We start from the raw sequence: 17,298 nt of genomic DNA, 5'->3' as shown, positions 1-17,298 counted from the left end.
GCTTCGCAAGGGGCCCCGCATATTCTCCCCAACCGGTGCTGGTTTGATTCGGTACTCGGCTTGCACAGCTCAGGGGAGGAGAGCGCCATGCGGGTACTTCCGCCGGGGGCGCGCGGATACATCCTGTGCGCCGTCCTCGCGGCATTCGCGTGCGCCGCCCCGGCCCTCACCGACCCCGGCACCCCCTGGGCGTCCGTGGCCCTGCTCGCCGTGCTCTACCTCGGCTGCGAACTCGTGAAGCTCTGCCCGCTGCTGGGCAGCCGGGTGCCCGAGGGCATCGGCTCCTTCTTCCCCGTACTCCTGGCCGCCGTGTTCCTGCTGCCCCCCTCCGCCGCCGCGCTCGTGGCGCTGCCCGGGGGCCTCGCCGGGCTCGTGGTCGAGCGGCCCGCCTGGGTCCGCCGGGTGTGGCACGGGGCCCAGCAGGCGACGGCCGCCTGGGCCGCGGGGCAGACCTACGCCCTGCTGCACGGCCCGGCCACCCTCGGAGCGGCCCACTCCGGCGGGCCCTCCGGGGGATCCGGGCCGCCCGGCTGGGTGGCCGACTTTCCGTACGCGATCCTCCCCGCGGCCGCCGCGGCCGTCACCTTCTGCCTGGTGCTCACCGCGCTCGACGGGGGCATCCTGGTCACCGCCGAACGCCGGCCCGCCGCCACCGCGTGGCGCGGCCTGCTGACCCGCTCCCTCGCCCCGCACTGCCTGCACGGCCTCGCCGGGCTGATGATGGCCGTCATGTGGCGCAGCCCCTACGGGCTCCCGGCCGCGCTGCTCGTCCTGCTGCCGATGTACATCTCCTGCTGGGTTTTCGCCCAGTACCACCGCGAGCGCGCCGCGCACCGGGCCACCATCCGCGCCCTCGTCCAGGCCGTCGACATCAAGGACCGGTACACGCGGGGCCACAGCGAACGCGTCGGCCAGGCCTCCGCGATGATCGCCCGCGAGCTCGGCATGGGCGAGGACCGCCTCGAAGTCGTCCGCATCGCCGGGATCCTGCACGACGTCGGCAAACTCGGCGTCCCCACCCGCCTGCTGCGCAAGGACGGCCCGCTCACCCCGGACGAGCGCAGGATCATCGAACTGCACCCCGAGTACGGGCACGAGATGGTGCGCGGCATCGGCTTCCTGGGGGAGGCCCGGTCCGCGATCCTGCACCACCACGAGCGGGTCGACGGCTCCGGCTACCCGTACGGGCTGACCGGAGAGCAGATCCCCGTCCTGGCCCGGGTGGTGGCGGTGGCCGACGCCTTCGACGCGATGACCTCGACCCGCTCCTACAGCCGGGCCCGGCCGGTGCCGGTCGCCCTCGCGGAGCTGGAGCGGTGTGCGGGGGCCCAGTTCGACCCGGCGATGGTGGACGCCCTGACCGGGGCCATCGGACGGCACGGCTGGCATCCGGTGGTCACCTCCGACGACGATCTCCAGGTGATCGCCGCGGGTCCCCCTGCCGGTACCTCCGCGGGTGCCCCCGCCGGGGGCGGGTCCGGCGGGGGTCCGGCGCTCCCGGGCCCGCCGGGCGGGGAGCCGAGCGGGGAGCCGGCGGGGGAGCCGGCCGGGGCGCTGGCCCTCCCGCCGCCCGGCAGGGGTGCGGCCCGCCGCCAGGCGGAGGGCAGGGCGTGAGGGCCGCCGCCGCGTGGACCGTCCGCGGCGCGGCGGCCCTGCTGACGGTCGTCGCGCTCGGGCACACCCTCTGGTCCGGCCTGGTCGAACCCGGTGTGGCCCTGGCCTTCGGCACCCTGGTCACCGTAGGCGAGCTCGCCCGCCGCGACGGCCGCGACGCCGCCGGTCACCTCCCGGCCGAGGACCGCCAGCCCGCACCGCTCGGCTCCGCCGGAGCCCTCGCCTACGCCCTGCTCGGCCAGAACGCCGGGCAGCCCACCCACCACGGGGTGCTCCAGACCGTCGCGGTCGTCGTCGCCGCGGCCCTCGTCGGGATCGTCCCGCACATCGCGCGCGGCCGCGGCCCGGCCCTCGACCACGTGGCCCGCCGGGTCCTCACCGTCGGCTTCGCCGCCGTCTGTTTCCAGCCGCTCTACAACTCCGGGAGGCTGGAGGACCGGCTCGGCCAGAGCCCGTACCTCGTGCTCTTCCTGGTCCTTCTGCTCGGCCTCACCGCCCTGTGCGACGCGGTGCTCGCCGCCGCGCTCGCCGGGGCCCGCACCGGCTGGCCGTACGGTCCCCTGCTGCGCGACGAGCTGCGCGCCCAGCTCGGCATCGGCTCCGCGATCTGCGCCACCGGGGTGGTGATGGCGCTGGGCGCGGCCGTCGCCGGGCTGTGGGCCCTGCCCGTGTTCAGCGTGCCCCTGCTGCTGACCCAGATGTCCTTCCACCGGATCACCGCCATCCGCACCACCTACCGCCAGACCATCACCTCCCTCGCCCGGGCCACCGAGATCGCCGGCTACACCCCGCCGGGGCACTCCCGCCGGGTCGCCGCCCTGAGCTGCGCCGTCGGCCGGGAGCTGGGCCTGTCGGAGCGGGAGCTCACAGTCCTGGAGTACGCGGCCCTGATGCACGACATCGGGCAGCTCGCCCTCGTCGACCCGGTCCCGGACGGGGCCACCGCGCAGCTGCCCCCCGCCGAGGCCCGCCGGATCGCCGGGCTCGGCGGGGAGGTGGCCCGCCAGACCGGGGTGCCCGCCGAGGTCGCCGTGGTGGTGGAGCGGCAGGCCGACCCGTACCGGGAGCAGCCCGTCGCCGCCCGGATCGTGCGCGCGGTGAACGCGTACGACGACCTGGCCTGCGGGGGCCGTCACCCGGGCGGCTCACTGGCCGCCCTGGAACAGCTGCGCCTGGGCACCGGCCAGGACTACCAGCCGGAGGTCGTGGAGTGCCTGGCGAGGGTTCTGGCCAGGGGCGGGCGTGACAGAGTTGTTCCCGTCCCACCTGGGTAACCCATGGGTAATGAGCGGCCGTCCGAGTGGGCATGGTTGGATGCCAGTAAGAGTGTCCGCAAGGCTGCACCGTAGTCCCAGCTACCGCTGGGAGGTGCCCCCAGGCAGGCGGGAATCGTGAGGATCTTCGGGAAGGTACGGCATCGGCCCTCCGCCTCGTGGCGGCAGGCCACCGACCGCGCGTTCACGCTGATCGGCGACGGGCGGTACGAGGACGCGGGGGCGCTCCTGACCAGAGCCGCGGACCTGGAGCCCTGGCTGTCCGAGTCCTGGTTCAACCTGGCCCTGCTGCACAAGTTCCGGCACGACTGGGAGCAGGCGCGGGCCGCCGGGCTGCGCGCCGTGGCCCTGCTGGACCGTGAGACGGGCGCCCCGGACTGGTGGAACGTGGGGATCGCCGCGACCGCGCTCCAGGACTGGCCGCTGGCCCGCCGGGCCTGGCAGGCGTACGGGCTGAAGGTGCCCGGCGACCCGCACGGCGCGGGCGGCGGCGGAACGGGCGAACCGGTCGGTATGGAGCTCGGCAGCGCGGCCGTGCGGCTGTCGCCCGAGGGCGAGGCCGAGGTGGTCTGGGGCCGCAGGCTGGACCCGGCCCGCATGGAGGTCCTGTCGATCCCGCTGCCCTCCTCGGGGCGGCGCTGGGGCGAGGTGGTCCTGCACGACGGGGTCCCGCACGGCGAGCGCGTGACCGCGGCCGGCCCTTCGTACCCGGTGTTCGACGAGATCGAGCTGTGGGCCCCCTCGCCGGTGCCGACCTGGGTGGTGCTGCTGGAGGCGGCCACCGAGGCCGACCGTGACGCGCTGGAGCAGCTGGCCGCGGACGCGGGCTTCGCCGCCGAGGACTGGTCCTCGTCGGTGCGGCTGCTGTGCCGGACCTGTTCCGAGAGCGAGATGCCGAGCGACGAGGGCGACGGGGAGCACCTGGATCCGCACGACCACAGCGAACCGGGGCATCCCGGGCCGCTGGGGCACCGTACGACCGGTTCCGGCTCACTGTGGGTGCCCGAGCGGGAGTGCGGCATCGCGGCGCCGGCCGGCCTGGTGCGCGGGCTGCTCGACGGCTGGGTCGCGGACAGTCCGGACAGCCGTGAGTGGCGGGATCTCGAAGAAGTCTGCTGAGCGGGGGCCGTAGGCTGTACGGGCACATCGGTGGCCATCGGCGACACGGTGACTTGTTGACTTACGGAAGGCGTACGGCGGACATGGCTCAGCAGGAGAACGAGGTTGTCGAGTCCGAGGTGAACGACGGGTACGTCGTGGACACCGAGGACTGTGCGGAGCGCGAGCTCGCCCACCGCGAGCGCGGCACCGCCCGCCCCATCACGGTGGTCGGCAACCCGGTCCTGCACCGGGAGTGCAAGGACGTCACGGAGTTCGGCGGCGAACTGGCCCAGCTGATCGACGACATGTTCGCCAGCCAGAAGGCCGCCGAGGGCGTGGGCCTGGCCGCGAACCAGATCGGCGTGGACGCCAAGGTCTTCGTCTACGACTGCCCGGACGACGACGGCAACCGGCACACCGGTGTCGTCATCAACCCGAAGCTCGTGGAGCTGCCCGCGGGCGCGCGCGTGCTGGACGACTCGAACGAGGGCTGCCTGTCGGTCCCGACGGCCTACGCCTCCCTCGCCCGCCCGGACTACGCCGAGGTCGAGGGCCAGGACGCGCAGGGCAACCCGATCAAGGTGCGAGGCACCGGCTACTTCGCTCGCTGCCTCCAGCACGAGACCGACCACCTGTACGGGTACCTGTACATCGACCGGCTCTCGAAGCGGGACCGCAAGGACGCCCTGCGGCAGATGGAAGAGGGCACCCCGCGGTACGAGACCGTCCCGAACGGCTGACCGGTCCGTCCACGCACACCATGCGAACGGCCCCGCTCCTGTGAGGGAGCGGGGCCGTTCGCATCGGTGCCCGGACTGGACTCAGCGCGGGACGCAGGTCCAGCCGCTGTCCCCGGAGGCGGTGGCGGTGCGGACGGTGCGAGACATGAAGGCCCCCAAAGCGGTGTACTCGATACGAGACCGGAGCACGTTCGGGCGCGATCCGGCCATTCGTTTTCACCGTACGTCAGCATCCGGCTACGCATGGGGCAGGTTTGGGTCAAGTGACCTGTGTTTCTCGGCCAAGCTACGCGCCGCCGAGCAGGGCCCGCAGATCGTCCGGCACGGGCATCGGCGTCAGCAGGCCCGCCCGGGTGCGGCCGCTGTTGCCCTGCGGAACGCGCCCTGCGAGCGAACCGGGGCCCGCCACGAGCATCCGCAGGACCTGCCCTGCCGTCTCCTTGCGGTCCCGGCAGCGCACGGCGAGGCGGAACATGTGCCAGTGGGCCCGGGTGTGCGGCCAGGCCCAGTTCTGGGACAGGACGTGGGCCCGTTCCAGGGCGGTCCACATGGCCTCGGTGTCGGGGGCGGCGGCCCCGGCTCGGGCCAGCTCCGCCTCGAAGGCGGCGCGTACGGGGGGCGGCATCGGGATGCGTGTCATGGCACGACCATGCGCCCGCGGCCCCGCCGCGCGCTTGAACGAACCTGCTACCGCCACCGGATCCGGCGGGACTCCGACGGCGCGATCCCGAACATCCGGCGGCACACCCGGCTGAGGTGCGCGCCGTCGGAGAAGCCCGCCCCGTGCGCAGCGTCCGTCAGGGTGTGCCCCCGCGCGGCGAGTTCCGCCGCCCGCATCAGCCGCAGCCACAGCACGTACGAGCGGAACGGCAGCCCCAGCTCCGCCCGGAACAGGTGGGCCAGCCTGCTCTCGGACAGCCCCGCCACCGCGGCCGCCTCCGACAGTCGTACGCCGTCCCGCCCGGGCAGCCAGGCAACGACCCGGGCCAGCCCGGGATGCCGGGCCGCGGCGGGCAGCACCTCCGCCAGCAGTACGCGGTCCAGCGCGCACGCCGCGTCGAAGGGCTCGGCGGGCAGCCCGGGCGGCAGCAGCCCCTCCGCGACCCCCGCCCGCGCCGTGAGCAGGCGCCCCGCGGCCGAGGCCGGGTCGTAGTGCAGCAGCAGCCCGCGCTCCGTGCCGCGCAGCACGGCGTGCCGTACGCCGGCCGGCACCACGTACGCCCGGCAGGCGAAGGGCTCCCCGGAGGGGCCCGCCAGCAGCAGGTCGTCGCCGTCCAGCGCGGCGACGACCTGTACGGAGTGGTGCGCGTGCGCGGTGGCCACCCCGACGGCGCCCCCGTACACCAGCCCGCCGGGGCGCAGCCGGGCCGCCCCGGCCCACTGGGGTCCGGTTACGACTAGAAGTCCTCGTCCAGGTCGACCGTGCCCTCGACCGCGACCTGGTAGGCCGACGGACGGCGCTCGAAGAAGTTCGTCAGCTCCTGGACGCCCTGCAGCTCCATGAAGGAGAACGGGTTCTGCGAGCCGTACACCGGCGGGAAGCCGAGGCGCACCAGACGCTGGTCCGCGACGCACTCCAGGTACTCGCGCATCGACTCGGTGTTCATGCCCGGCAGGCCGTCACCGCACAGGTCGCGGCCGAACTGCAGCTCCGCCTCGACGGCTTCCTTCAGCATGTCGGTGACCTGCTGCTGGAGGGCGTCGTCGAAGAGCTCCGGCTCCTCCTTGCGGACCGTGTCCACGACCTCGAAGGCGAAGTTCATGTGCATGGTCTCGTCGCGGAACACCCAGTTGGTGCCGGTCGCCAGGCCGTGCAGCAGGCCGCGGGACCGGAACCAGTACACGTACGCGAAGGCACCGTAGAAGAACAGGCCCTCGATGCACGCCGCGAAGCAGATCAGGTTCAGCAGGAAGCGGCGGCGGTCGGCAGCCGTCTCCAGCCGGTCCAGCTTCTCGACCTCGTTGATCCACTTGAAGCAGAACTGCGCCTTCTCGCGGATCGACGGGATCTCCTCGACCGCGTCGAACGCGGCCGCGCGGTCGTCCGGGTTGGGCAGGTAGGTGTCGAGCAGCGTCAGATAGAACTGGACGTGCACGGCCTCCTCGAACAGCTGGCGCGACAGGTACAGGCGCGCCTCCGGGGAGTTGATGTGCTTGTAGAGCGTCAGCACCAGGTTGTTCGAGACGATCGAGTCGCCCGTCGCGAAGAACGCGACCAGCCGGCCGATCATGTGCTGCTCGGAGGGCGTCAGCTTCGCGAGGTCGGCGACGTCCGAGTGGAGGTCGACCTCCTCCACCGTCCACGTGTTCTTGATCGCGTCCCGGTAGCGCTCGTAGAAGTCCGGGTAGCGCATGGGGCGGAGCGTGAGCTCGAAGCCCGGGTCCAGGAGGTTCTTGGTGTCGTTGGAGCTCATTACTGGCAGGCCTCGCAGGACTCGGGGTTCTCAAGGGAGCAGGCCAGCGCGTCGGCGTCGACGGCCTGCGGGAGGGGGGTCGCGGCGGCGGGGACGGCGCTGCCGGAAGCGGCGCGGGCGATCTTCGTCGCCGGGCGCGAACGCAGGTAGTACGTGGTCTTCAGGCCCTGCTTCCAGGCGTACGCGTACATCGAGGAGAGCTTGCCGATGGTGGGCGTCTCCAGGAACAGGTTCAGCGACTGCGACTGGTCGAGGAACGGGGTACGGGCCGCCGCCATGTCGATCAGACCGCGCTGCGGGATCTCCCACGCCGTCCGGTACAGGTTGCGGACCTCGGCCGGGATCCAGCCGAAGCCCTGGACCGAGCCGCTGGACTCGCGCAGCGCCTCGCGGGTCTGGGCGTCCCACACGCCGAGCTGCTTCAGCTCCTCCACCAGGTAGCCGTTGACCTGGAGGAACTCACCGCTGAGCGTCTCGCGCTTGAAGAGGTTGGAGACCTGCGGCTCGATGCACTCGTACACGCCCGCGATCGAGGCGATCGTCGCCGTCGGGGCGATGGCCAGCAGCAGGGAGTTGCGCATGCCGGTCTTCGCGACCCGGGCGCGCAGCGCGTCCCAGCGCTCCGGCCAGTTCAGCTCCACGGCGTAGTGGTCCGGGTGCAGGACGCCGCGAGCGGTGCGGGTCTGCTCCCAGGCCGGCAGCGGGCCGCTGCGCTCGGCCAGGTCGCAGGAGGCCTCGTACGCGGCCAGCATGATGCGCTCGGAGAGCTTGGTGGAAAGGGCCTTCGCCTCGGGGGAGTCGAAGGGCAGCTTCAGCTTGAAGAAGACGTCCTGGAGGCCCATCGCGCCCAGGCCCACCGGGCGCCAGCGGGCGTTGGAGCGGCCGGCCTGCTCGGTCGGGTAGAAGTTGATGTCCACCACGCGGTCGAGGAAGGTCACCGCGGTGCGGACGGTCTCGTCCAGGCGCTCCCAGTCGATCCCGCCGTCGAGCACGAACGCGCCGAGGTTGACCGAGCCGAGGTTGCAGACGGCCGTCTCGCCGTCGTTGGTGACCTCGATGATCTCGGTGCACAGGTTCGAGGAGTGCACGACGGTGCCCGGCTCGGCGGTCTGGTTCGCCGTGCGGTTGGAGGCGTCCTTGAAGGTCATCCAGCCCTGGCCGGTCTGCGCGAGGGTGCGCATCATCCGGCCGTACAGGTCGCGGGCGGGCATGGTCTTGCGGGCCAGGCCGTCCGCCTCGGCCTTGCGGTAGGCGGCGTCGAAGTCGTCACCCCACAGGTCGACGAGCTCGGGCACGTCGGCCGGGGAGAACAGCGACCAGTCGGCGTCGGCGTTCACGCGGCGCATGAACTCGTCCGGCACCCAGTGGGCGAGGTTCAGGTTGTGCGTACGGCGCTGGTCCTCACCGGTGTTGTCGCGCAGCTCCAGGAACTCCTCGATGTCCGCGTGCCAGGTCTCCAGGTAGACCGCGGCGGCGCCCTTGCGGCGGCCGCCCTGGTTCACGGCGGCGACGGAGGCGTCCAGCGTCTTCAGGAACGGCACGATGCCGTTGGAGTGGCCGTTGGTGCCGCGGATCAGCGAACCGCGGGCGCGGATGCGGGAGTACGACAGGCCGATGCCGCCGGCGTGCTTGGAGAGGCGGGCGACCTGGTGGTAGCGGTCGTAGATCGAGTCCAGCTCGTCCAGCGGGGAGTCCAGCAGGTAGCAGGAAGACATCTGCGGGTGCCGGGTGCCGGAGTTGAAGAGCGTGGGGGAGGACGGCAGGTAGTCGAGGCGGCTCATCAGCCGGTACAGCGAGGCCACTTCCTCGACGGCCTGGACGCTCTCGTCCGCGGCGAGGCCACAGGCCACGCGCAGCATGAAGTACTGCGGGGTCTCGATGACCTGACGGGTGATCGGGTGGCGCAGCAGGTAGCGGCTGTGCAGGGTGCGCAGGCCGAAGAAGCCGAAGCGGTCGTCGGCGCCCTCGGCGAGGGTGTGCTCGACCAGCGCGTCCAGGCGGGCCGCGTGGGTCTTCACGAACTCGGCCGTGCGGTCGGCGATCAGCCCCTCGCGGTGGCCTACGGCGACGGAGGCCGAGAAGGAGGTGGAGCCCTGGCCCGAGGCCTCGTCGCGGACGGCCAGCGTCAGCAGCCGGGCGGCGAGCCGGGAGTAGGCCGGGTCCTCGGAGATCAGTCCGGCGGCGGCCTCGGTGGCGAGCCCGCGCAGCTCGGCCTCGTCGGCGGCGGCGCTGCGGCCGCGCAGCGCGGAGGCCGCGACCCGGCCGGGGTCGGTGTCGGGGAGATCCGCCGTCAGCTCCGTGAGGGTACGCAGCAGCGTGGCCCCCGGGCCCTCGGTGTTGTCGCCAGAAATGGACTCGGCGCGCGGTGCGGAAGGCGCGATGGTCACGGCGGGAGCTCTCCCTCGCTCGGCCGGCCCTAGGCGGGGCGCGAGCGGGCGCATGCGGGCGTGGCAGAACGCGTACACCGCATGGCGTCCACCAGCCCAACCGCGAGGCCCGGACGTGTCGGCACCCGGTTCGGTCGAGCCGGGCGCGCTGTCGGCAGGTCCTCGGACTTGCGGATGCACCAATGGGTGCACTTCATACCGTTGCGGGACAGTTCCGGATTCCCACCGGATTCCCCTGCGGCGACAGCAGGCATGAGCATACATGTGGGGGCGGGCCGTTGCGGTAGCCCCCACATGTTGTGTCGGCGTGGCTACAGGCCGCATGCCCTGCGGGCGGCTCGGCGGTGTCCGGCTCGGCCTTGCCGGGGGCCCCTGGGGCTCCGCCCCAGACCCCGCGCCTCAAACGCCGGCGGGGCTGGATGTGGCCCTGGCTTCGCCTTGGCAGGCGGCCTGGTCGGTGGGGTCGGTGCGCGGGGCCGCTCCGGGTTGTCTCCTCGGCTCGCGCACTGAGCCTGACCTGACGTCCTCGGCCCGGGTTGCGCGCTCGTCCTGCGGGGACAACCCTGCGCGTCCCCACTCCCCTCCACCCCGGCTTCCGCTTCCGGAGCCCGGGCGTGGGGCGGGGTCGCGCAGGAGAGTCCCTGCAGGACGAGCGCGCAACCTGGGCCGGACTCTCGTAGCGGGGGCTCAGTGCGCGAGCCGAGGAGACGCTCCGGAGCGGCCCCGACCCACACCCCGAACTGCCAAGCCCCAACGCAGCCGAGGCAAATCCAGCCCCGCCGGCGATTGAGGCGCGGGGCCTGGGGCAGCGCCCCAGCAACGGCGCCGCACCCGCACGCCGAAGGCCCCGCCGGAAGCGCGGCGGGGCCTGCGGCACGGGCACCGCTCAGCAGCAGCGGAAGCCCTCGCGGGGGTCGGCCTCGCGGGAGTCCGTACGGGCGCGTTCGAAGGCGCGCCGGGTCAGGACCGGCGCGGCCGGGTCGTGGGAGCGGGCGTGTGCCACGTACCGGTCGTACGCCGCCTCGCCCGAGAACTCCCGCAGGTAGAACCAGGCCTTAGCCAGGGCCCCGCGCAGGCCGCTCATGAGGACACCGGCTCCTTCACCGCGCCGCCGCCCGAGTCGAGCCCGGCCGCCGCGAGTTCCGCGCGCTCCTCGGGGGTCGGGATCAGCCCGGCCGGGGCGACGATCTTCGACTCGGTCCACGGGGCCTCGGACAGCTTCACGGACTCCGGGTTGCTGATGGCCTTGAAGCAGGTCCGGGCCGCGTCCAGCAGCACGATGATGATCAGGACCGCGAACAGCACCGACAGCACGCCGTCCACCGTGGCGTTGGTGACCACGGTGTGCATCTCGCCCATGTTCTTCGCGGGCGGCAGGACCTTGTCCGCGTCGATGCCGGCCTGGTACTTGTCGCGCTGCGCGAAGAAGCCGACCTTCACGTCCTCCGAGAAGATCTTCTGGTAGCTCGCGGTCAGCGTGACCGCCACGTCCCAGGCCAGCGGGACGCCCGTCACCCAGGCCCACTTCAGCCGCCCGGACTTGACCAGCAGCGTGGTGCAGACGGCCAGGGCGACCGCCGCGAGCAGCTGGTTCGCGATGCCGAACAGCGGGAAGAGCTGGTTGATGCCGCCCAGCGGGTCCTTGATGCCCACCCACAGGAAGTAGCCCCAGCCGCCGACGACGATCGCGCTCGCGAGCCACACGCCCGGCTTCCAGCTGACGTTCCGGAAGGACTTGTGCACGTTGCCCAGGGTGTCCTGGAGCATGAACCGCCCGACGCGGGTGCCCGCGTCCACCGTCGTCAGAATGAACAGGGCCTCGAACATGATGGCGAAGTGGTACCAGAAGGCCTTCATCCCGGCGCCGCCGATGACGGCCGAGAAGATCTCCGCCATTCCGAGTGCGAACGTCGGGGCGCCACCCGTACGGGAGAGCAGGCTGGCCTCCTCGACGTCCTTCGCCGCCTGAGCGAGGGCCTCCGGGGAGATGGCGAAGCCGAAGTTCGTCACCGCCGCCGAGGCGGTTTCGACCGTGGTGCCGATGACCCCCGGCGGGGAGTTCACGGCGAAGAACAGGCCGGGGTCGATGATGGAGGCCGCGATCATCGCCATGATGGCGACGAAGGACTCGGTGAGCATCGCGCCGTAGCCGATGACCCGGACCTGGGTCTCCTTCTGGATCATCTTCGGGGTGGTGCCCGAGGAGACCAGGGAGTGGAAGCCGGACAGCGCCCCGCACGCGATGGTGATGAAGACGAACGGGAACATCGATCCGGCGAAGACCGGGCCGTCGCCGCGCGCGGCGAAGTCGGTGACCGCGGGCATCTTCAGGGTGGGCATCGCGATGACCACGCCCAGCGCGAGCAGCGCGATCGTGCCGACCTTCATGAAGGTGGAGAGGTAGTCGCGCGGGGCGAGCAGCATCCACACCGGCAGTACCGACGCGACGAAGCCGTACCCGATCATCCAGACGACCAGCGTCTCCTTCTCCAGGGTGAAGGTCTCGGCCAGCGAGGACTCCGCGACCCAGCCGCCCGCGACGATGGCGAGCAGGAGCAGCGCGACGCCTATGGCGGAGACTTCGGTGACCCGGCCCGGCCGCAGCACGCGGAGGTAGAAGCCCATGAAGAGGGCGATCGGGATGGTCATGCCGATGGAGAAGACGCCCCAGGGGGAGTGGGCCAGCGCGTTGACGATGACCAGCGCCAGCACCGCCAGCAGGATGATCATGATTGCGAACACGGCCACCAGGGCGGCGGCTCCGCCGACGGGGCCGATCTCGTCCCGGGCCATCTGGCCGAGCGAACGCCCGTCGCGGCGGGTGGAGAAGAACAGCGTGACCATGTCCTGGACGGCGCCTGCGAAGATGACGCCCGCGACGATCCAGATGGTGCCCGGCAGGTAGCCCATCTGGGCGGCGAGCACGGGCCCGACGAGCGGGCCGGCGCCGGCGACGGCGGCGAAGTGGTGGCCGAAGAGCACCCGCCGGTCGGTCGGGTGGAAGTCGACACCGTTGTCAAGGCGTTCGGCGGGGGTGGCCCGCGTCTTGTCCACCTTCAGTACGCGGTGCGCGATGAAGCGCGCGTAGAAGCGGTAGCCGATCGCGTACGAGCCCAGTGCGGCGGCGAGCAGCCAGGCGGCCGAGATCTCCTCGCCGCGCGAGAGGGCCAGCACGCCCCAGCCGAGGGCCCCGATGAGGCCGACGAGCACCCATACGGCGATGGACCTCGCAGAGGGCGAGCCCGGCGTGGTGCCCGGACTCGCCACGTCCCGTTCTGTCCCCGTTGTTTCCGGTTCAGGCATGACCCTCGTCCCCTCGTCGATCATCTGCGTGAGCGCAGGAATCTACGGGGGGTTACCCGCTGAACGTAAGACCCGTCCGTATATCGGTATCAGACGGAGTTCAGACGGCGGGGCGCTTGAGCCGGGCGACGAACTTGTAGCGGTCCCCGCGGTACACCGAACGCACCCATTCGACCGGTTCGCCGTCGGCGTCCAGCGAGTGGCGGGAGAGCATCAGCATCGGCAGGCCCACGTCGGTGCCGAGCAGTCCGGCCTCGCGCGGCGTGGCCAGCGAGGTCTCGATCGTCTCCTCGGCCTCGGCGAGGCGCACGTCGTACACCTCGGCGAGCGCCGTGTAGAGGGAGGTGTACTTGACGAGGGAACGGCGCAGCGCGGGGAAGCGCTTGGCCGACAGGTGCGTGGTCTCGATGGCCATCGGCTCGCCGCTGGCCAGGCGCAGCCGCTCGATGCGCAGCACCCGTCCGCCGGTGGTGATCTTGAGCAGGCCGGCCAGGGTGTCGTCGGCCGTCACGTAGCCGATGTCCAGCAGCTGGGAGGTCGGTTCCAGCCCCTGGGCCCGCATGTCCTCCGTGTAGGAGGAGAGTTGGAGCGGCTGGGAGACCTTGGGCTTGGCGACGAAGGTGCCCTTGCCCTGGATGCGTTCCAGCCGTCCCTCGACGACGAGCTCCTGGAGCGCCTGGCGGACGGTGGTCCGCGAGGTGTCGAATTCGGCCGCGAGCGTGCGCTCCGGCGGTACGGGTGTGCCGGGCGGCAGTGTCTCGGTCATGTCGAGCAAGTGCCGCTTGAGTCGGTAGTACTTGGGTACGCGCGCCGTGCGAGTGGCTGCCCCGCTTTCCGGCTCCGTGATCGCCCCTTCGGTGGCCATCGCCGCCCGCCTTCCCGACTCCAGTTTCGCTGCCGTCACCGGCTCCTCCGATATGTGCGGTCACATCGTGACACGTGCGGGGGGACAGGCCTTCTCTCTCCCCAGGTGTCGGTCCGATAACGGACCGAGCACCCGATCATTAGACCCTTGACACCCCTAAAGGTCTAGGCCAAGCTCCGGTTACTGGTCTAAACCAATATGGATCAGATCCCGGCCCCACGTGCAGTACTTCGCGTATGTCGCCGCGGCGGGCAAGGGAAGTGCAGGCAGGCATCCCTGAGGAGGGTGGCGTGAAGCGCAAGCTCATCGCGGCGGTTGGAGTCGCGGGCATGGTTATCGGCCTCGCGGCGTGTGGTGATTCCGGCAGCGACGACAAGGCCAAGGCCGACTCGGGCCCCAAGGAGATCACCGTCTGGGTGATGGACGGCTCCGCGCCGAAGGCCTGGATCGACGAGGTCAACAAGGAGTTCTCGGCCAAGCACCCCGGTGTCACGGTCAAGGTCGAGGAGCAGAAGTGGACCGGCATCCAGGAGAAGGTCACCACGGCCCTCTCCGAGAACACCCCTCCGGACGTTCTTGAGCTCGGCAACACCCAGACCGCCGGCTACGCGGTCACTGGTGGTCTCGCCGACCTGAGCGGCGACAAGGCCAAGCTCGGCGCCGACGCCTGGCAGAAGAGCATGCTCGCCTCCGCCGAGGTCGACGGCAAGCTCTACTCCGCCCCGTGGTACGCCGCCAACCGCGTCGTCATCTACGACAAGAAGGCCTTCGAGAAGGCCGGCGTCACCCCGCCGAAGACCCGCGACGAGTGGGTCGCCGGTCTGGAGAAGCTGAAGGCGGCCGACCCGGCCTCGCAGCCGATCTACCTCCCGGGCCAGAGCTGGTACATCCTCGCCGGCTTCGTATGGGACGAGGGCGGCGACCTCGCCGTCAAGGACGGCGCCAAGTGGAAGGGCGGACTGGGCACCCCGCAGGCCGCTTCCGCGATGGACTTCTACAAGAAGCTCCAGTCCTTCTCCACGGCCCCCAAGGACAAGGACGAGGCCACCCCGCAGCAGTCCACCGACATCGTTCCCAAGGGTGGCGTCGCCTCCTGGATCGGTCTCGGCTGGGAGGCCGGCGGTGCCGAGAAGGCTCTGAAGGACGCGGGCAAGGAGGCCGACTTCGGCTACTTCCCGATCCCGGGCAAGACCGCGGACAAGTCCGGCACGGTCTTCCTCGGCGGCTCGAACCTCGCGGTCGCCGAGCGCTCCAAGAACAAGGAGCTCGCCAAGGAGTGGCTGGCCCTCGCCGCCGGCAAGGACCAGATGACCAAGTACGCGGCCGAGACCAAGGGCGCGCTGCTCCCGAACCAGGCCGGTGCGAACTTCGCCGCCCCGGCGGGCTCCTTCGCCGAGGCCATGGCCAAGGCCGGCCTCAACGGCAAGATCACCCCGGTCACCGCGGGCTGGGCGAACGTCGAGACCGAGCCGAACCCCATCAAGGAGTTCATGACGAAGGTCCTGAACGGTGAGGACGCCGCCAAGGCGGGTGCGGACGCGGACAAGGAAATCGCGAACCGCATCAACAAGTAGTCCCACCCCGCAGTTCCCGCACCACCCAGCAGTGTGATCGCACCGGGGGCACGGCAGGCGCCCAGCCGCCTGCCGTGCCCCCGGTCGCGCATTTGACTCCACAGTCAACCGCGAGGAAGCCACGCCATGACCGTGCACTCCCAGGGAGCGATGACCGCCGCTCCACAGGACGCACCACAGAAGTCCGCCGGACGGCCCGAGAAGTCCGAGTCCCCGACCGGTCCCGGTCCCAAGTCTCCTCGCGGGGGCAGAAAGTCACTCCCCTCGGGGTGGCTGCCCTACCTGCTGGTCGGGCCCGCGGTGCTCGCCCTCGCGACACTGCTGCTGTATCCGCTGATCAAGAACGTGATCCTGTCCTTCCAGGACATCAACAAGATCGAGTTCATTCAGCGGAAGTACCCCTTCGCGGGATTCTCCAACTACACCGAGCTGATCGGTGACGCGGACTTCTGGACCGTGGTCGTCCGCAGCTTCGCCTTCACCGCGGCCAACGTCGTACTGATCATGGTGCTCGGCAGCCTCATCGGCGTCCTGCTGAACCGGCTCGGCAAGAAGATGCGGCTGGTCCTGTCGATGGCGCTGGTGATGGCCTGGGCCATGCCGATCGTCGCTTCCGTACAGGTCTTCAAGTGGCTGTTCGACGAGCAGTTCGGCGTCATGAACTGGGTGATGCGCACCGCCGGCTTCGCCGGCTACGAGCAGCACAACTGGATGCAGACGGGCCTCTCGACCCTGACGATCGTCACCGTCCTCGTGGTCTGGGGCTCCATCCCCTTCGTCGCCCTCAACATGTACGCCGGACTGACCACGGTCGGCGCCGAGCTGTACGAGGCCGCCCGGATGGACGGTGCCAACGGCTGGCAGACCTTCTGGAAGATCGTCTTCCCGAACCTCAAGCCGTTCTTCCTCATCACCACGTTCCTCGAGGTGATCTGGGTCTTCAAGGCCTTCACCCAGGTCTACGCGATGAACAAGGGCGGCCCCGACCGCGCCTCCGAGATCCTCCCGGTCTTCGCCTACGTCGAGGGCCAGAGCCAGGCCCACTACGGCGTCGCCGCCGCGATCTCCGTCCTGACGATCCTGATCCTCGTGGTCGTCATGTCCTTCTACTTCCGCCTGATCCTGAAGCAGGAGGAGGAGCAGTGAGCAGCACCACCACCACCGCGCCGAAGCCCGCGCAGCAGCTCCGCAAGCGCCGACCGGTCCGCCCCGCAGCAGTGGCCAAGAACCTCGGCGCGCTCCTCCTCGCCCTGGTCTTCGTCTTCCCCGTGTACTGGATGTTCTCCTCGGCCCTCAAGCCGTCGAGCCAGATGCTCACGAAGGACCCGGTCTTCGTCTTCACCCCGACGCTGGACAACTTCACCAAGGCCACCGGGGTCTCCAACTTCTGGACGTACGTCACCAACAGCGTCCTGGTCACCGTCGGCGCCGTCGCGCTGGCCCTGCTCGTCGCCCTCGCCGCGAGCTTCGCCATCGCCCGGATGAGGTTCAAGGGCCGCAAGGGCCTGGTCCTCACCGTGATGATGGCCCAGATGGCCCCCTGGGAGGTCATGGTCATCGCGATGTACATGATCGCCCGCGACGGCGAGATGCTGAACAGCCTCCCGCTGCTCACCGCGATCTACTTCGTGATGATCCTCCCCTTCACCATCTGGACCCTGCGCGGCTTCATCGCCGCGGTCCCGGTGACCCTGGAGGAAGCGGCCCAGATCGACGGCTGCACCCGCGGCCAGGCGTTCCGCAAGGTGATCTTCCCGCTGCTGGCCCCCGGTCTGATGTCCACCTCGCTCTTCGGCTTCATCACCGCCTGGAACGAGTTCGCGATGGTCCTGATCCTGAACAAGGACAAGTCCGCGCAGACCCTGCCGCTGTGGCTGACCGAGTTCATGTCGGCCTTCGGCAACGACTGGGGCGCCACCATGGCAGCGTCCTCGCTCTTCGCGGTCCCGGTCCTGCTGATCTTCATCTTCCTCCAGCGCAAGGCCGTCGGCGGCATGACCGCCGGCGCCGTGAAGGGATAACGGCC

Annotated in this window: 14 protein-coding genes and 1 riboswitch; of the genes, 7 read left to right on the top strand and 7 right to left on the bottom strand. The window is 70.9% G+C overall.

Going from position 1 to position 17,298, the window contains the following annotated elements; translation table 11 throughout:
* Positions 1-87: 87 nt before the first annotated feature.
* The 4 genes from OG447_RS01500 (at position 88) to def (ending at position 4,729) form a co-directional block, all read left to right on the top strand.
* Positions 88-1,614 (top strand): HD-GYP domain-containing protein, encoded by a 1,527-nt coding sequence (locus OG447_RS01500; protein WP_266934354.1) that lies wholly within the window; start codon positions 88-90, stop codon positions 1,612-1,614.
* Positions 1,611-2,888, top strand: a complete 1,278-nt coding sequence (locus OG447_RS01495) for an HD-GYP domain-containing protein (protein ID WP_266934353.1) — start codon at positions 1,611-1,613, stop codon at positions 2,886-2,888. The genes OG447_RS01500 and OG447_RS01495 overlap by 4 nt, the downstream gene beginning before the upstream one ends.
* 117 nt (positions 2,889-3,005) lie before the next feature.
* Positions 3,006-4,007, top strand: a complete 1,002-nt coding sequence (locus OG447_RS01490) for a hypothetical protein (protein WP_266934352.1) — start codon at positions 3,006-3,008, stop codon at positions 4,005-4,007.
* An 83-nt stretch (positions 4,008-4,090) separates the two neighbouring features.
* On the top strand, positions 4,091-4,729 hold the full coding sequence (gene def / locus OG447_RS01485) for a peptide deformylase (protein WP_266934351.1): 639 nt from the start codon (positions 4,091-4,093) through the stop codon (positions 4,727-4,729).
* 286 nt (positions 4,730-5,015) lie between these two features.
* Here the strand turns inward: def and OG447_RS01480 are convergent, their stop codons facing one another.
* The 7 genes from OG447_RS01480 to OG447_RS01450 form a co-directional block, all read right to left on the bottom strand.
* The gene (locus OG447_RS01480) at positions 5,016-5,369 is read right to left on the bottom strand and encodes a DUF3703 domain-containing protein (RefSeq protein ID WP_266934350.1); all 354 of its coding nucleotides are present in this window, start codon (positions 5,367-5,369) and stop codon (positions 5,016-5,018) included.
* Between the two features lie 47 nt (positions 5,370-5,416).
* Positions 5,417-6,052 (bottom strand): helix-turn-helix transcriptional regulator, encoded by a 636-nt coding sequence (locus tag OG447_RS01475; RefSeq protein ID WP_266934349.1) that lies wholly within the window; start codon positions 6,050-6,052, stop codon positions 5,417-5,419.
* Between the two features lie 74 nt (positions 6,053-6,126).
* Positions 6,127-7,143 carry a ribonucleotide-diphosphate reductase subunit beta gene (locus OG447_RS01470; protein WP_266934348.1) on the bottom strand — a complete coding sequence of 339 codons (1,017 nt, stop codon included), beginning with the start codon at positions 7,141-7,143 and terminating at the stop codon, positions 6,127-6,129.
* The gene (locus tag OG447_RS01465) at positions 7,143-9,530 is read right to left on the bottom strand and encodes a ribonucleoside-diphosphate reductase subunit alpha (protein WP_266934347.1); all 2,388 of its coding nucleotides are present in this window, start codon (positions 9,528-9,530) and stop codon (positions 7,143-7,145) included. The genes OG447_RS01470 and OG447_RS01465 overlap by 1 nt, the downstream gene beginning before the upstream one ends.
* Before the next feature lie 135 nt (positions 9,531-9,665).
* Positions 9,666-9,797: riboswitch (cobalamin riboswitch) on the bottom strand.
* 619 nt (positions 9,798-10,416) lie between these two features.
* Entirely contained in the window at positions 10,417-10,614 is a 198-nt protein-coding gene (locus tag OG447_RS01460) for a YbdD/YjiX family protein (protein ID WP_266934346.1), read from the bottom strand.
* On the bottom strand, positions 10,611-12,833 hold the full coding sequence (locus tag OG447_RS01455; RefSeq protein ID WP_266934345.1) for a carbon starvation CstA family protein: 2,223 nt from the start codon (positions 12,831-12,833) through the stop codon (positions 10,611-10,613). The genes OG447_RS01460 and OG447_RS01455 overlap by 4 nt, the downstream gene beginning before the upstream one ends.
* A gap of 100 nt (positions 12,834-12,933) precedes the next feature.
* Positions 12,934-13,698: a GntR family transcriptional regulator gene (locus OG447_RS01450; protein WP_266938703.1), complete on the bottom strand. Its 765-nt coding sequence runs from the start codon at positions 13,696-13,698 to the stop codon at positions 12,934-12,936.
* A 290-nt stretch (positions 13,699-13,988) separates the two neighbouring features.
* On the opposite strand from OG447_RS01450, the gene OG447_RS01445 reads away from it, so the two are divergent.
* The 3 genes from OG447_RS01445 to OG447_RS01435 all read left to right on the top strand — a co-directional run bounded on the left by OG447_RS01445 (position 13,989) and on the right by OG447_RS01435 (position 17,293).
* On the top strand, positions 13,989-15,272 hold the full coding sequence (locus OG447_RS01445; RefSeq protein ID WP_266934344.1) for an extracellular solute-binding protein: 1,284 nt from the start codon (positions 13,989-13,991) through the stop codon (positions 15,270-15,272).
* Positions 15,273-15,398: 126 nt separating this feature from the next.
* Positions 15,399-16,418, top strand: coding sequence for a carbohydrate ABC transporter permease (locus OG447_RS01440; RefSeq protein ID WP_266934343.1), 1,020 nt, complete (start codon positions 15,399-15,401; stop codon positions 16,416-16,418).
* The gene (locus tag OG447_RS01435) at positions 16,415-17,293 is read left to right on the top strand and encodes a carbohydrate ABC transporter permease (RefSeq protein WP_266934342.1); all 879 of its coding nucleotides are present in this window, start codon (positions 16,415-16,417) and stop codon (positions 17,291-17,293) included. Before OG447_RS01440 ends, OG447_RS01435 begins: the two co-directional genes overlap by 4 nt.
* Positions 17,294-17,298 lie beyond the last annotated feature (5 nt).

It is taken from the genome of Streptomyces sp. NBC_01408, from assembly GCF_026340255.1.
Classification (GTDB): domain Bacteria; phylum Actinomycetota; class Actinomycetes; order Streptomycetales; family Streptomycetaceae; genus Streptomyces.
Note: the sequence above shows the minus strand (reverse complement) of the source record. Positions and strands in the feature narration are given on the sequence as shown.

Bases quoted from the DNA above. Each gene is read 5' to 3' on its own strand.
- OG447_RS01500 (WP_266934354.1), top strand. From the start codon at position 88: ATGCGGGTACTTCCGCCGGGGGCGCGCGGATACATCCTGTGCGCCGTC.
- def (WP_266934351.1), top strand. From the start codon at position 4,091: ATGGCTCAGCAGGAGAACGAGGTTGTCGAGTCCGAGGTGAACGACGGG.
- OG447_RS01480 (WP_266934350.1), bottom strand. From the start codon at position 5,369: ATGACACGCATCCCGATGCCGCCCCCCGTACGCGCCGCCTTCGAGGCG.
- OG447_RS01470 (WP_266934348.1), bottom strand. From the start codon at position 7,143: ATGAGCTCCAACGACACCAAGAACCTCCTGGACCCGGGCTTCGAGCTC.
- OG447_RS01460 (WP_266934346.1), bottom strand. From the start codon at position 10,614: ATGAGCGGCCTGCGCGGGGCCCTGGCTAAGGCCTGGTTCTACCTGCGG.
- OG447_RS01455 (WP_266934345.1), bottom strand. From the start codon at position 12,833: ATGCCTGAACCGGAAACAACGGGGACAGAACGGGACGTGGCGAGTCCG.
- OG447_RS01450 (WP_266938703.1), bottom strand. From the start codon at position 13,698: ATGGCCACCGAAGGGGCGATCACGGAGCCGGAAAGCGGGGCAGCCACT.
- OG447_RS01440 (WP_266934343.1), top strand. From the start codon at position 15,399: ATGACCGTGCACTCCCAGGGAGCGATGACCGCCGCTCCACAGGACGCA.